Source organism: Mesorhizobium sp. M1252 (assembly GCF_040318265.1).
Classification (GTDB): Bacteria; Pseudomonadota; Alphaproteobacteria; order Rhizobiales; family Rhizobiaceae; genus Mesorhizobium.
The window spans coordinates 102784-116518 of sequence record NZ_JAMYLX010000010.1 but is presented as its reverse complement, the minus strand read 5'-3'; the positions used below and the strand labels follow the sequence as shown (position 1 = coordinate 116518).

The 13735-nt window shown below is 63.2% G+C and carries 15 protein-coding genes; 9 read left to right on the top strand and 6 right to left on the bottom strand.

Annotation, left to right across the window (positions count from 1 at the left end; genetic code table 11):
• Positions 1–5: 5 nt before the first annotated feature.
• A complete protein-coding gene (locus NKH22_RS20735) occupies positions 6–308 on the bottom strand; it encodes a BolA family protein (RefSeq protein ID WP_023822505.1) in 303 nt (100 codons plus the stop codon).
• Positions 309–476: 168 nt separating this feature from the next.
• Here NKH22_RS20735 and NKH22_RS20730 point away from each other — a divergent pair, with 168 nt between their 5' ends.
• From NKH22_RS20730 to NKH22_RS20715, 4 genes are all read left to right on the top strand, one after another.
• Complete coding sequence (locus NKH22_RS20730; protein WP_032887126.1) at positions 477–1106, top strand: J domain-containing protein; 630 nt, start codon at positions 477–479, stop codon at positions 1104–1106.
• 123 nt (positions 1107–1229) lie between these two features.
• The gene (gene cobS, locus NKH22_RS20725; protein WP_023670677.1) at positions 1230–2216 is read left to right on the top strand and encodes a cobaltochelatase subunit CobS; all 987 of its coding nucleotides are present in this window, start codon (positions 1230–1232) and stop codon (positions 2214–2216) included.
• A gap of 11 nt (positions 2217–2227) precedes the next feature.
• The gene (gene cobT / locus NKH22_RS20720) at positions 2228–4126 is read left to right on the top strand and encodes a cobaltochelatase subunit CobT (protein WP_023685363.1); all 1899 of its coding nucleotides are present in this window, start codon (positions 2228–2230) and stop codon (positions 4124–4126) included.
• Complete coding sequence (locus tag NKH22_RS20715; RefSeq protein WP_023685362.1) at positions 4123–5148, top strand: esterase-like activity of phytase family protein; 1026 nt, start codon at positions 4123–4125, stop codon at positions 5146–5148. Before cobT ends, NKH22_RS20715 begins: the two co-directional genes overlap by 4 nt.
• A gap of 5 nt (positions 5149–5153) precedes the next feature.
• Here NKH22_RS20715 and NKH22_RS20710 read toward each other — a convergent pair whose 3' ends face one another.
• The 3 genes from NKH22_RS20710 to rpmB all read right to left on the bottom strand — a co-directional run bounded on the left by NKH22_RS20710 (position 5154) and on the right by rpmB (position 6968).
• The gene (locus tag NKH22_RS20710) at positions 5154–5825 is read right to left on the bottom strand and encodes a polyamine aminopropyltransferase (RefSeq protein ID WP_023694049.1); all 672 of its coding nucleotides are present in this window, start codon (positions 5823–5825) and stop codon (positions 5154–5156) included.
• Between the two features lie 3 nt (positions 5826–5828).
• Positions 5829–6509, bottom strand: a complete 681-nt coding sequence (locus tag NKH22_RS20705) for a queuosine precursor transporter (protein ID WP_023694048.1) — start codon at positions 6507–6509, stop codon at positions 5829–5831.
• A 162-nt stretch (positions 6510–6671) separates the two neighbouring features.
• Positions 6672–6968 (bottom strand): 50S ribosomal protein L28, encoded by a 297-nt coding sequence (gene rpmB / locus NKH22_RS20700; protein WP_023670682.1) that lies wholly within the window; start codon positions 6966–6968, stop codon positions 6672–6674.
• A 259-nt stretch (positions 6969–7227) separates the two neighbouring features.
• Between rpmB and NKH22_RS20695 the strand changes: the two genes are divergently transcribed.
• From NKH22_RS20695 to NKH22_RS20685, 3 genes are read left to right on the top strand one after another with little or no spacing between them, the layout of a single operon-like run.
• On the top strand, positions 7228–8028 hold the full coding sequence (locus NKH22_RS20695; RefSeq protein ID WP_352910783.1) for a DUF3108 domain-containing protein: 801 nt from the start codon (positions 7228–7230) through the stop codon (positions 8026–8028).
• A 45-nt stretch (positions 8029–8073) separates the two neighbouring features.
• Entirely contained in the window at positions 8074–8961 is an 888-nt protein-coding gene (gene yddG / locus NKH22_RS20690; protein WP_023670684.1) for an aromatic amino acid exporter YddG, read from the top strand.
• Positions 8958–9632, top strand: a complete 675-nt coding sequence (locus tag NKH22_RS20685) for a lysoplasmalogenase family protein (protein ID WP_023742898.1) — start codon at positions 8958–8960, stop codon at positions 9630–9632. The genes yddG and NKH22_RS20685 overlap by 4 nt, the downstream gene beginning before the upstream one ends.
• Here NKH22_RS20685 and NKH22_RS20680 read toward each other — a convergent pair.
• Both NKH22_RS20680 and gloB read right to left on the bottom strand, forming a co-directional pair.
• Positions 9629–10054, bottom strand: a complete 426-nt coding sequence (locus tag NKH22_RS20680) for a cupin domain-containing protein (RefSeq protein WP_023706325.1) — start codon at positions 10052–10054, stop codon at positions 9629–9631. The two genes, NKH22_RS20685 and NKH22_RS20680, sit on opposite strands and share 4 nt — an antisense overlap.
• 20 nt (positions 10055–10074) lie before the next feature.
• Positions 10075–10842 carry a hydroxyacylglutathione hydrolase gene (gloB, locus tag NKH22_RS20675; protein WP_023706326.1) on the bottom strand — a complete coding sequence of 256 codons (768 nt, stop codon included), beginning with the start codon at positions 10840–10842 and terminating at the stop codon, positions 10075–10077.
• Positions 10843–10959: 117 nt separating this feature from the next.
• Here gloB and NKH22_RS20670 point away from each other — a divergent pair, with 117 nt between their 5' ends.
• Positions 10960–11742 (top strand): class I SAM-dependent methyltransferase, encoded by a 783-nt coding sequence (locus tag NKH22_RS20670; protein WP_023670688.1) that lies wholly within the window; start codon positions 10960–10962, stop codon positions 11740–11742.
• Positions 11743–11879: 137 nt separating this feature from the next.
• Positions 11880–13700, top strand: coding sequence for an ABC transporter ATP-binding protein/permease (locus NKH22_RS20665; RefSeq protein ID WP_027050739.1), 1821 nt, complete (start codon positions 11880–11882; stop codon positions 13698–13700).
• Positions 13701–13735 lie beyond the last annotated feature (35 nt).

Genomic DNA, 13735 nt, shown 5'->3' with positions numbered 1-13735 from the left:
GAGACTTACCAACGGGTCTTTTCGCCGGGTGCAGCCGGTTCGATTGCCAGCGCATGGACGCCGGCTTGCAGCTCCGCTGCCAGCAATTCGTTGACGGCGCGGTGGCGGTCGATGCGGCTCATGCCGGAAAAGACGGATGAGACGATGCGGACGCGAAAATGCGTCTCGCCGGTGCCGTCATAGGCACCGTGATCGTCGGAGCCGTGGTGGTGATGACCGGCATGAAGGTGGCTTTCATTGACGATCGCCAGCCGCTCCGGCGAAAACGCCTTGTTCAGCTTGTCTTCCATCGTCGCCTGTATGGACATCGCCATCTCCCTTCACCATATCTGCAAGGCGTGATCGGGAAATCGGGATCGATCCCGCCGGGCCGCCTCAAAAATCGCCATTCGCCCTGCTTTATGCCGCGATTCAGCGGTTAGGGCGATGATCGCGAAAATGTCAATTCTTGTTTCGCACGTGCGAACAGCCCATAAATGGGTGAGATGAAACCGTACCCCAAATATTTCGAGAAAATTCGGGTCCGTCCCGACAAGGATGCGGAGCTGAAGTCGCACTCGCCGATCTGCCAGTGGGACGGCTGCAAGGAGGCCGGTACCCACCGGGCGCCGGTCGGACGCATGAAGGAAGGCGAGTATTTTCAGTTCTGCTTCGATCATGTGCGCGAATACAACAAGGGTTTCAACTACTTCTCCGGCGTGCCGGACACCGAGATAGCCCGCTTCCAGAAGGAAGCGATGACCGGCCACCGGCCGACATGGAAGATGGGCGTCGCCGGCGCCTCGACGCGCTCCTCGCCCGATTTCGCCCAGCAGCGTTCCGGTCGCGCCGGCTATTACAACCGCATGCGCGATCCTTTCGACCTGTTCAAAGGGCCGAAGGACCCGCGCGAGGCGCGCGAACGCAAGGCCAAGCCGCTTGAGGCCAAGGCGCTGGAAACGCTTGGCCTTGATACAAAGGCGACTGGCAAGGACATCAAGGCGCGCTATAAGGAACTTGTGAAGCGCCACCATCCGGATGCGAATGGCGGCGATAGAGGTTCGGAAGACCGGTTCCGCGATGTGCTGCAGGCCTATCGCGTGCTCAAGCAGGCGGGTTTGTGCTGAGCAACCTAACGGTTCGTGTCGTTTTCCAACTTTCATAAGGGTGGAAAAGGCTCTAAGACCGCCCCCGGACAAAATCGATTGCCGGCGAAATCAGGCATTTCGCCCGTGGAGACTTGGATAGAGATGAACAAGGTCGATCGCGACATCGCCAATTTGCCCGACACGACGGTGTCGGTGAAAGACAAATTCGGCTTCGAGTCCAAGATGGTGGTGCCGGCCTATTCGGTGACCTCGGAACATGTGCCGGACATCGATCCGGATTATCTGTTCGACAAGGCGACGACGCTGGCGATCCTTGCCGGCTTTGCCTACAACCGCCGCGTCATGGTGTCTGGCTATCACGGCACCGGCAAATCGACCCATATCGAACAGGTCGCCGCCCGCCTTAACTGGCCCTGCGTGCGCGTCAACCTCGACAGCCATGTCAGCCGTATCGACCTCGTCGGCAAGGACGCCATCGTCGTCAAGGATGGCCTGCAGATCACCGAATTCCGCGACGGCATCCTGCCCTGGGCCTACCAGCACAATGTCGCGCTCTGCTTTGACGAGTACGATGCCGGCCGTCCGGACGTGATGTTCGTCATCCAGCGCGTGCTGGAATCGTCGGGCCGCCTGACGCTACTCGACCAGAGCCGGGTCATCCGCCCGCATCCGGCGTTCCGCTTGTTTTCGACCGCCAACACCGTTGGCCTCGGCGACACCACCGGCCTCTATCACGGCACGCAGCAGATCAACCAGGCGCAGATGGATCGCTGGTCGATCGTCACCACGCTGAACTACCTGCCGCACGACAATGAGGTGAACATCGTGCTGGCCAAGGCCAAGCACTATCGCGACGGCAAGGGCAAGGACATCGTCAACAAGATGGTGCGCGTCGCCGACATGACGCGCTCGGCCTTCATCAATGGCGATCTGTCGACCGTGATGAGCCCGCGTACCGTCATCACCTGGGCCGAAAATGCCGAGATCTTCGGCAATATCGGCATGGCGTTCCGGCTGACCTTCCTCAACAAATGCGACGAGCTGGAGCGTTCGGTGGTGGCCGAGTTCTACCAGCGCGCCTTCGGCGAGGATTTGCCCGAGAGCGCCGCCAACGTGGTGCTGGGCTGAGCAGAGCCTCGATGGCGGGTCCGGGCGACAACACGCGCAACAAGTCGAAGACGGGGTCTGAAGCCGACAGCTTCAAGCGTGCCGTCACCGTCTGCATGCGCGCCATCGCCGGCGACAAGGAGCTCGAAGTCGGTTTCGCCAAGGACCGCCCGGCGCTCGCCGGCAGCCGCGCCCGACTGCCCGAACTGCCGAAGAAAGCGTCCAAGACAGACATCGCGATTACTCGTGGCCTGGGCGATTCCATGGCGCTGAAGCGCGCCTGCCACGATCAGCGCATCCACACCAAACTGGCGCCGGAAGGCAAGCTGGCGCGCTCGATCTATGACGCCGTGGAACAGGCCCGCGTCGAGGCGATCGGCAGCCGCGCCATGCAGGGCGTCGCCGACAATATCGGCTCTATGCTGGAGGACAAATACGCCAAGGCCAACCTTGTCGACGTCAAGGACAAGGCCGACGCGCCGATCGAGGAAGCGCTGGCGCTGATGGTGCGCGAGAAGCTGACCGGGCGGCCGATCCCGAAGAGCGGCGAGCGGCTGGTCGAACTCTGGCGGCCCTGGGTCGAGGAGAAGGCCAAGGCCGATCTCGACGGACTGTCGGCCAAGCTCGGCGACCAGCAGGCCTTCGCCCGCGTCGTGCGTGAGATGCTGGCGTCCATGGAGATGGCCGAGGAACTCGGCGACGATCAGGAGACCGAAGACTCCGAGGACAATGACGAGAACCAGCCGCAAGGCGAGGAGCAGAGCGAGGAGGGCGGCGAAGAGGATTCCGGCTCCGAGCAGTCGCAATCCGAGGATGCCGAGGCCTCGGCCGACGACGAACAGTCGTCCGAGACTGAGGCCTCCGACGCCACTGCCGACGATCTTTCCGACGATGACGATGCGGACGCCGAAACGCCGGGCGAGGCGCGCCGTAACGACAACCCGTTCGCCAACCTGCCGAAAGAGATCGACTACAAGGTTTTCACCACCGCCTTCGACGAGACCGTCGGTGCGGAAGAGCTGTGCGAGGAGGAAGAACTCGACCGGCTGCGCGCCTTCCTCGACAAGCAACTGGCCAATCTCTCCGGCGTCGTCGGACGGCTCGCCAACCGGCTGCAGCGCCGCCTGATGGCGCAGCAGAACCGTTCCTGGGATTTCGACCTCGAAGAGGGTTATCTCGATCCGGCACGCCTGGTTCGTGTCGTCATCGACCCGATGCAGCCGTTGTCGTTCAAGCAGGAGCGCGACACCAAATTCCGCGACACGGTGGTGACGCTGGTGCTCGACAATTCGGGCTCGATGCGCGGTCGGCCGATCACGGTTGCCGCCACCTGTGCCGACATTCTGGCGCGCACGCTGGAGCGCTGCGGCGTCTCGGTCGAGATCCTCGGCTTCACCACGCGCGCGTGGAAGGGCGGACAGGCTCGCGAGAAGTGGCTGAAGGACGGCAAGCCGCCGAACCCCGGCCGGCTCAACGATCTGCGCCACATCATCTACAAATCCGCCGATCATCCATGGCGCCGTGCCCGGCGCAATCTCGGCCTGATGATGCGCGAGGGCCTGCTCAAGGAAAACATCGACGGCGAGGCGTTGTTATGGGCGCACAACCGGCTGATCGCCCGGCCCGAACAGCGCAAGATCCTGATGATGATCTCGGACGGCGCGCCGGTCGACGATTCGACGCTGTCGGTCAATCCTGGCAACTATCTCGAGCGGCACCTGCGCGCCGTCATCGAGCTGATCGAGACGCGCTCGCCGGTCGAGCTTCTGGCCATCGGCATCGGCCACGACGTCACCCGCTATTACAGGCGCGCCGTCACCATCGTCGATGCCGAGGAACTGGCCGGCGCCATGACCGAGCAGCTGGCCTCGCTGTTCGCCGAGGAAAACGTGCGCGATACACGTCGCGGCGGCTACCGGCGCGCCGGATGATTTTTTTGCGCGGCGGGTTTCGGCAGATGCTCTTCGCGGTCACTGCCTTGTCCGGCATGGCGTTTGCGCCGGCCATCGCCGCCGGCCCAAGCGCGGTCGAGCCGGTCGAAGTCTCGGCGCGACCGATCACCACCTTCCATATCGGCAGCGCCGACAAGCAGTTTGGGCCGCTGGAATTCGTCGGCGGTCTTGAGATGAACTCGACGACGCGCGATTTCGGCGCGCTGTCGGCATTTCGGTTCGTCAAACCCGGCAGCGATTTCATCGGCGTCGCCGATACGGGCTTCTGGTTCTTCGGCTCGATCACCCATGATGCCGACAAGCGGCCGTCCGGCATCCAGAATTTCCGCATGCAGCAGATGGTCGATGAGAAGGGCCGGCCGATCGACAGGAAATGGGAAGTCGATGCCGAGGGCCTTGCAGTCAAGGACGGCATCGCCACCGTCGGCTTCGAGCGCGATCACCGCGTCGCCCAGTTCAAGATCGACCCCAGCAACATGACGGCGCCGTTCAAGCAACTGAACTTTCTGGTTCCAGCCCGCGAACTGCGACAGAACCGCGGTTTCGAGACCGTCACCCACGCCAATCCCAACGGCCAGCACGAGGGCGGCCTCGTCGTGGTCTCGGAAAAGAGCTTGGACAAGGCTGGCAACATCTATGCCGCCATCATCGAAGGGCCGCACAAGGGCGTCTTCACGGTCAAGCGCAACGGTGATTTCGACATCACTGACGGCGCTTTCCTGCCGGATGGCGACCTGCTGCTTTTGGAGCGCAGTTTCTCGATGGCCGGCGGTGTCAGGATGCGGCTAAGGCGCATCTATGGCGAAAGCGTCGAGAAGGGCGCGGTTGCCGACGGGCCGGTGCTGATGGAAGCCGACATGGGCTACCAGATCGACAATATGGAAGGACTCGACGTCTGGACCCGCGATGACGGAGCGCTGATGGTGTCGCTGATCTCGGACGACAACCACTCGATCCTGCAGCGCAACCTCTATCTGGAATTCATCCTGCACCAGGATTGAGAGCCCTAAGGCTTGGTGGCGATCCAGATGACGTGGCGCGCGCCGCGCTTGCCATTGGCGCGCGTCTTCACCTCGTCCACGACAAAGCCCGCCTGCTTGAGCCTAAGTGTGAAGCCGGCATCGGGGCCTTGCGACCAAACAGCCAGCACGCCCCCGGGCCTGAGCGCTGCACGCGCCGCGCCGAGGCCGGCAGCGCCATAGAGGGCGTCGTTGCCCTTGTAGACGATGCCTTCGGGGCCATTGTCGACATCGAGCAGGATGGCGTCCCAGGCTGCCTTGTCGGATCTTATGATGTGCCCGACGTCGGCTTCGCGAACCGTCACACGGGGATCGTCGAGACAGCCGGCGAAGACCGCCTCCATGGGGCCGCGCGCCCAGGCGATGACGGCGGGGACAAGCTCGGCAACGGTGATGCCTGCGTCGGCGCCCATTTGGGCAAGCGCAGCGCGCAGTGTAAAACCCATGCCGAGGCCGCCGATCAGGATTTTCGGTTGGGCGCGGCCGCCGATCTTTTCACAGGAGAGCTTGGCCAGCGCTTCCTCGGAGCCGCTGAGGCGGCTGTTCATCAGCTCATTGGTGCCGAGCATGATCGAGAATTCGCTGCCGCGCTGCTTGAGGCGCAGTTCCTGTCCGCCGTCAGGCGTTTTGGCCGAGCCGAGCTGGACCCAAGGGATCACGGCCTAGACAGCCACGGTCGGCTGGCTCCAGTGGGCGGCGAGCAGCCGGTAGGGGATCAGGGCCACAACAGCGATGATCAGCTTCACCGAAAGGTCGCCCAGCGCCCAGGAGACCCAGCGCATGGTCTCGACCGGCAGCACGCCCATCAGCGGCGCCGTCTCCAGCGCAAAACCGTCGTTCGGGCCGGCAAAAGCGAAGGCGGCCGAAAAGGCGATGCTGAAGAACACCAGGGTGTCGAACACCGAGCCGACCAGCGTGCCGACGATCGGCGCGCGCCACCAGCTCTGCCGGCGCAACCGGTTGAACACGGTGACGTCGAGCAATTGCGCGCAAAGGAAGGCCGCGCCGGAAGCTGCGGCGATGCGCACCAGCCGGTCGGCTGATGTCTCGAACTCGATCAGGCCGTGGCGAAACAGGAAGGGCGGGACGAGGATCGAGCAGACCACAGCGGTCATGAAGCCGACAAGGACGATGCGGCGCGCAACGGTCGGCCCGTAGCGGCGGTTGGCAAGGTCGGTGACCAGGAAGGAGAAGGGATAGGTGAAGGCGCCCCAGGTCAGGATGTCGCCCAGCGACAGACCGCCGGCCTGGCCCTGCATCGGGAACTGCACGAGGATGTTCGATGCCACGACGACAAGCGCCATGGCGGCCACAAAGGGCAGATATCGCGAGAAGGAAGTCATTTTTTTATCCTGGGTAATGGAACCAGCCAGGCGCTAGCCGAAATCCGGATCGCGCTGCCTTGCAAGTTTTGAGCATCGGATTGCTCCGATGCTGCTGCCTTAGAAGTTTTGAGCATCGGATTGCTCCGATGCTCAGGGCGGTCGTCCCCCGCCTTGATATCGTTAAGCGGCGGGCTGGTCGGCCAGCTTCTTGGCGATCTGCTTCTTCAACAGGCGCGCGCGCTGCGACAGTTCCTTGGCGTCGGCCTTGGCCAGGAAGGCGTCGAGGCCGCCGCGATGCTCGACCGAACGCAGCGCGTTGGCCGAAATGCGCAGGCGCACATTCTGGTTCAGCGCTTCCGAAATCAGCGTCACATTGACGAGGTTCGGCAGGAAGCGGCGCTTGGTCTTGTTGTTGGCGTGGCTCACATTGTTGCCGGTCTGGACTGCCTTGGCAGTGAGTTCGCAAGTGCGGGACATGGTTCTAACCTTCAGTTCTGTCTAAGCCTGCCAAACCTTGTTCGCCCGCGCCGGGTGGCGCGCGGTTTCAGTCAGGCGGCCTTATGGAAAAGTTGGCGTTCCTTAGTTGCATTTCGCCAATGCGTCAAGCTCCGGCTTGCCCACGACTGTGACGGGCGTTTCACATAAAGGCCGAAATTCAGCCTATAAGCGGTCGGACAGGGACATTTCAAGCCGGAGTCGCCCGCCTCCGGTTAAAAAATCAAGGACCGAGCCCGCCATGCTTCGCCCGTCACATGCCGTTGTCGCCATACTTGTCGCCGCCTTGCCGACATCAACCCTTGCCGCCGCGCCCGCAGCCACCGCACAGTCCTTCAAGGGCGAATACACGGTGTCGTTCCTCGGCCTTTCCGTGGCCAAGGCGACATTTTCCAGCCACTACGAAGGCGATAGCTATTCCATAGACGGCACCGTCTCCAGCGCGGGTCTCGCCACCTTGCTCGACGACACGAGCGGCACGATCTCGTCAAAGGGCAAGATTCTGGGCAAGCAGATGCAGCCGCAGGTATTTCGCGCCGATTATAAGTCCGGCAAGAAGGCTTCCATGGTCGATATCCGCTTTGCCAATGGCGCGGTGACCGCCACCCAGGTCATTCCCGAACCGAAAAAGCGCAATCCCAAAAACTGGATACCGCTGGGCAGCAACGATCTGGCATCTGTGCTCGATCCCATGGCGGCTACCGTCATCCATGCCGACAGCCTCGACCAGGTCTGCGGGCGCAAGGTGAAATTCTATGACGGCGAGATGCGCGCCGACCTGACGCTGACCTACGCCTCGAAAGGATCGATCTCGGTCAAGGGCTACAAGGGCGACACCGTTACCTGCAAGATGAGCTTCGAGCCGGTGGCAGGCTACCGCAAGGGCCGCAAGGCGCTGAATTACCTGAAGAAGAAGAGCCAGATGATGGTGACGTTTGCACCGCTCGGCCAAACCGGCATATATGCGCCGATCCACGCCACGGTCGGGACGCAGATCGGCACCTTGACTGTCAGCGCGGGGCGGTTCGAAGCTACTGAATAGACGCGCCCACCCGAATAGAAATGGGGCGAGTCGCCGGAGACGGGCATGGGGCGCGCAACACTGATCGGTTTCTCGGCGGTCGCCATGTGGGCGCTGCTGGCGTTGCTCACCGATGCGTCGGGCGCCGTGCCGCCATTCTTGCTCTCGGCCATCACCTTCACCATCGGCACCGCGGTCGGGCTGGTTGCCCGGCTGTTCATGCCGGCGACCGATAAAAGCCTGAAGATCCCACGCCAGGTCTGGGTGATCGGCATTGCCGGACTGTTCGGATACCATTTCTTCTATTTCACCGCGCTGCGCAACGCGCCGGCGGTGGAGGCAAGCCTGATCGCCTATCTGTGGCCGCTGCTGATCGTGCTGGGATCAGCGCTGATGCCGGGCGAGAAGCTGGCCTGGAACCATGTCGTCGGCGCGCTGCTCGGGCTCGCCGGGACCGTGCTGATCGTCACCAAGGGTGGCGGCCTCGCCTTCGATGCTCGCTACACCTTCGGCTATGCGATGGCGGCCGTCTGTGCGCTGCTGTGGTCGTCCTATTCGCTGCTGTCGCGGCGCTTTCCGGCGGTGCCGACCTCGATCGTCACCTGGTTCTGCGCCGCCACGGCAGCCCTGTCCCTCATCTGCCATCTTCTGCTGGAAAAGACGGTGCTGCCCGATGGCCCCGGCCAGTGGCTGGCGGTGGTTGGTTTGGGGTTGATGCCGGTGGGTGCCGCCTTCTACGCCTGGGATATCGGCGTCAAACGAGGCAACATCCAGGTGCTCGGCGCGGCAAGCTATGCGGCGCCACTGCTGTCGACATTGGTGCTGATCGCGGCGGGCGTTGCCGAGCCGTCGCTGCGTATCCTGGCGGCCTGCGTACTGATCACCGGCGGCGCGGCGCTGGCGGCGAAATCGTTGTTCCTGCGCAAGGCGGCAACTGGCGGGGCAAGCGCATGACGATGCCGTTTGCCGGCGGCATCGACGCCAACGCAAATGCAACATTGATTTTTTCGCTGGTGGCGGCGGTGATCTACGCCTTCACCCTGGACATGCGGCCGACGCTGGCCCGCTCGGCGGCAAAGACGCTGGCCGTGGCCATGCTTGCGGCGCTGGCCTTCATGCAAGGTGGGCCGCTGTTGCTCGTCTCTGCGCTGGCGCTCAGCGCCGTCGGCGATGCCTTCCTGTCGCGTGACGGCGAAAAGGCCTTCCTCGGCGGGCTGGCCAGCTTCCTTGCGGCGCATGTCCTCTATGTGCCGCTCTTCCTGCTCGGCGGCGGCGGGCTGGATGTGCTCAGCACCGAGACATGGCGCGGCGCCATCGCGCTTGCCATGGCGGCCTTCGCAGTCGTCATGCTGGCGGCGCTCTGGCGCCGTGTCAGTCCCGGCCTGCGGGTGCCGATCGCCATCTATATCGCGGCCATTCTGGCGATGGGCATCTCGGCGTTGACGCTCGCCAATCCGTGGGTCATCGGCGGCGCTGTTATGTTCATGGCATCGGACGGGCTGCTTGCCGCGGAGAAATTCCTGGTTCCGGCAATAGCACCCTATCGCGCCGGCATCCGTTATGCGGTCTGGGTGCTCTACTATGCCGCCCAGCTCTGCATAACTCTTGGTTTTCTTCTGGCCTAAGGCTGCCAGCCCGGCTCGGCCATTTCAAACGCGGCGAAGTCGAAGCCCGGCGCCACGGTGCAGCCGACCAACGTCCATTCGCCGAGGCTGCGCGCCGATTGCCACCAGCCGGCCGGCACGACGATCTGCGGCCGCTCGCCCGCCGCAAGCTCAATGCCGAGCACCTGCTCGATCACCTGGTTAAGCATTGGACTACCTTCCTCGCACATCGACAGCGCCAGCGGCGCTCCGGCATGGAAGTGCCAGACCTCGGCCGCGTCCTTGACCCGGTGCCAGGCCGAAATCTGGTCCTGTTCAAGGAGGAAATAGATCGCCGTCGAATGGCCGCGCCCGGCGCCGTCGCGAAAGGTCTCGGCATACCAGCCGCCTTCCGGATGTGGCTTGAGGCCGAGCGTGGCGATGATTTCAGCGGCGCTGGTCATGGCTGATCCCGGAATGATGCTCAGAAATTGTCCTTGCGCTTGCGGATTTCCGCGAACACTTCGGCGTCGGAGGCCGCCTCCATACCGAGATGCTTGCGGATCGCCGGGTCGTGCCAGCGCAGGAACGGATTGGTCGACAATTCCTCGCCGATCGTGGTCGGCAGCGTCGCCTTGTTGTCGGCGCGCAGGGTCTCGATCTTGGCGGCGCGTTCTTTCAGCGCCGAATTGGTCGGGTCGACGGTCAACGCAAAGCGGGCGTTCGAAAGCGTATACTCATGGCCGCAATAGATGACCGTGTCGGCCGGGAGTGCGGCGAGCTTCTTCAGCGACTCATACATCACCGGCGGCTTGCATTCGAACAGCCGGCCGCAGCCGAGCGCGAACAAAGTGTCGGCGGTGAACGCCACTTTCGAGGCCGGAAAATGATAGGAGACATGGCCCGCAGTGTGGCCGGGCGTGGCGATGACATCGATCCGCTCACCGCCGAGATGGACGACCGAGCCTTGCCCGACGGTCTCGTCGATGCCGGGGATCTTTTCCTTTTCCGCCTCCGGTCCGACGATGCGCAGCTTGAAGCGCTCCTTCAGCGCCAGATTGGCCTCGACATGGTCGACATGGTGGTGGGTGGTCAGGATCATCGTCGGCTTCCAGCCGGTACGCTCGATAGCGGCAATGATCGGCGCTTCTTCGGGTGCGTCGATAATGGCGGTCTCGCCGCTTTTCGGGTCATGCACCAGCACGCCGAAATTGTCGCTGCGGCACATGAACTGTTCGATTTCGACGGGCATTGGCATCTCTCCATCTGTTGGCGCAGACATAGGGCGCTTGGCCGCTGATGTCATCTAGCTTTGCAGAACGTGCCGGCTTTGTTGAACTTGGGCGGCATCGCAGCTACCGTCCCGCGCATGCATTCCGATATCGTCGATCTCCGCTCCTTCTATTCGACCACGCTCGGCCGCCTGGCTGAACGCTCGATCACCATGGCGCTGTCCTCAATATGGGCAACAGTGCCCAATGAGCGGCTGGTCGGGCTCGGCTATACCTTGCCGTGGCTGGAGCGGTTCGGCACCGATGCCGAGCGGGTGTTTGCCTTCATGCCTGCTACGCAAGGCGCCGTCGTCTGGCCGGCGAACGGGCCGACGGCTACGGCGCTGGTCTTCGACGAGGAATTGCCGCTGGTCGATTCCTGCATCGACCGCATGCTGCTCGTGCATTCGCTCGAACATGTCGAAAACCCGCGCGAGACGCTGAACGAGATCTGGCGGGTGCTGTCGCCGGCAGGGCGCGTCGTCATCGTCGTGCCCAACCGGCGCGGTGTCTGGGCGCGGTTCGAGCACACGCCGTTCGGCAATGGCCGGCCGTTCTCGCGCGGCCAGCTGACAGAATTGCTGCGCGAGGCGAATTTCACACCGGCTTCCTGGTCCGACGCGCTGTTCTTCCCGCCATCGCCGCGGCGCTTCATGATGCGGTTCCACAATGTGCTGGAGCGCGCCGGCCGGCGGTTCTGGCCGATCTTTTCCGGCGTCATCGTGGTCGAGGCGCAGAAGCGGCTCTATCAGGGCGTGCCGGTCGCGCAGCGCGCCTCGCGCCGTGTCTTCGTGCCGGTACTGTCACCGCACGGTGCGACGCGGCTTGGCCGCCGGGCGGAAGGGGTGACATCGACGACGCGTCAGGTGACACCTTCGTGATCATCATGAAAACTGGTGTTGCGTGGGTTTTTCCCACCTATCTGTCGCAGATGCATTCGCGGTCCGTTTGAGCGGCGGATGCCTTCAAGTCTCTCCATCTGGTTTCAGCAACGCTTCTGAACGCAAGGACCTCGTGCATGGCTGATCAACCGGACAAGTCCGCCACCGTTCAGCCGGTAACCGTCGAAGCCAGCAGCCTGCGCGATCAGGTAGCGACGATCAAACGGGCGCTGATAGGCTCACCGGTGCGCAAGTGGCTGGTCTGGACGTCGGTCGGCATTATGGCGGTCATCGTCGCGACGTCGATCGGCCAGGTTCTGCTCAACCGCTGGAACCAGCCTTTCTACGATGCGCTGGCGCGTCGCGACATGGCGGCCTTCCTGCATCAGCTGATGATCTTTGCCGTGATTGCCGGCACGCTGCTGCTGCTCAACATCGCTCAGACCTGGCTCAACCAGATGATCCGGCTGAAGCTGCGCGAGGCGCTGACGCTCGACCTGATCGACCAATGGATGCGGCCGGCGCGGGCCTTCCGGCTCGCCAATGCCGGCGCCATCGGCGTCAATCCCGACCAGCGCATGCAGCAGGATGCCGCGCATCTGTCCGATCTGTCGACGGACCTCGGGGTCGGCCTGCTGCAATCCTTCATCCTGCTGGTGTCGTTCGTCGGCGTGCTTTGGCAACTCTCGTCGGGCTTCGTCTTCCACATCAACGGCTGGTCGCTGGCGATACCGGGCTACATGGTCTGGGCCGCGTTCCTCTATGCCGGCATCGCCTCCTGGCTGAGCTGGCTGGTCGGGCGGCCGCTGATCCGCCTCAACAGCGACCGCTACACCCGCGAGGCCGAGCTGCGTTCCGGGATGGTGCGCGTCAACGAGAATGTAGACGCCATCGCGCTCTATCACGGCGAAGCCGATGCCAAGAGACGGCTCGAAATCGACCTTGGCACGGTGCTGGGCGCGATGCGAAACATCTACAAAGCGCAGATCAACCTTTCCTGGGTGACCGATACCTATGGCTGGATCACCGTGGTGGCGCCGATCCTGGTTGCATCGCCGGTCTATTTTTCAGGCGACATCAGCTTTGGCGGGTTGATGATGGCGGTCGGCGCCTTCAACCAGGTGCACTCGTCGCTGCGCTGGTTCATCAACAATATCGGCGGCATCGCCGACTGGCGCGCCACGCTGATGCGCGTTGCCGACTTCCGCATTGCGCTCGATGAAACCGATGTGTTGCACGACAAGGAAAAGCGCATCGAATTCGGCGATAACGCCAATGGCAGCCTGACCTTCGAGAAGCTCCAAGTGGCCTCGCCGGAGGGCTGCACCAAACTTTCAGACAGCCATGTCGAGATCCATCCCGGTGAGCGCGTCATGATCACCGGCGACCCAGGCGCTGGCAAGACATTGTTCTTCCGCGCCATTGCCGGCCTTTGGCCCTGGGGCAGCGGGCGGATCGGCTTGCCGGCCGGAGAAACGCCGATTTTCGTGCCGCGTGTTCCGTATTTTCCTGCCGGCACGTTACGCGAAGTGCTGCATCCAAATGGCTCGGCGCCGGCTGGCGATGCTGATTTTGGGGCGGTGCTGGCCGAGGTCGGCCTCGAGCGGCTGTCATCCTCGCTCGACCGTTCCGCACGCTGGGAGCGTGAACTCAACGATGACGAACAGCGGTCGCTGGCCTTCGCCAGGCTGGCCTTGCGGCAGCCGAAATGGGTGATCATCGACGAAGCGATGGACGCGTTCGATGGTCCTTCGCTGCGAAGGGTACTGTCCATGCTGGAGAAACGCCTGCCGGAAACCGCGATCCTCAACATCGGGCGCGGACTGCACAATGGTCATTTCTTTCCACGCGCATTGAACATCGTGAAGGATACGGGTGCTGCGCCACTGAAACCCGCCCGAGTCAGGACCGGCGCCATCGACCCGCCGCCGAAAGCGGCCGTGCGGCGAAAGAAGTAGAAGGGGCTTTATTTCGCCGCGATCGCGGCGAAGAT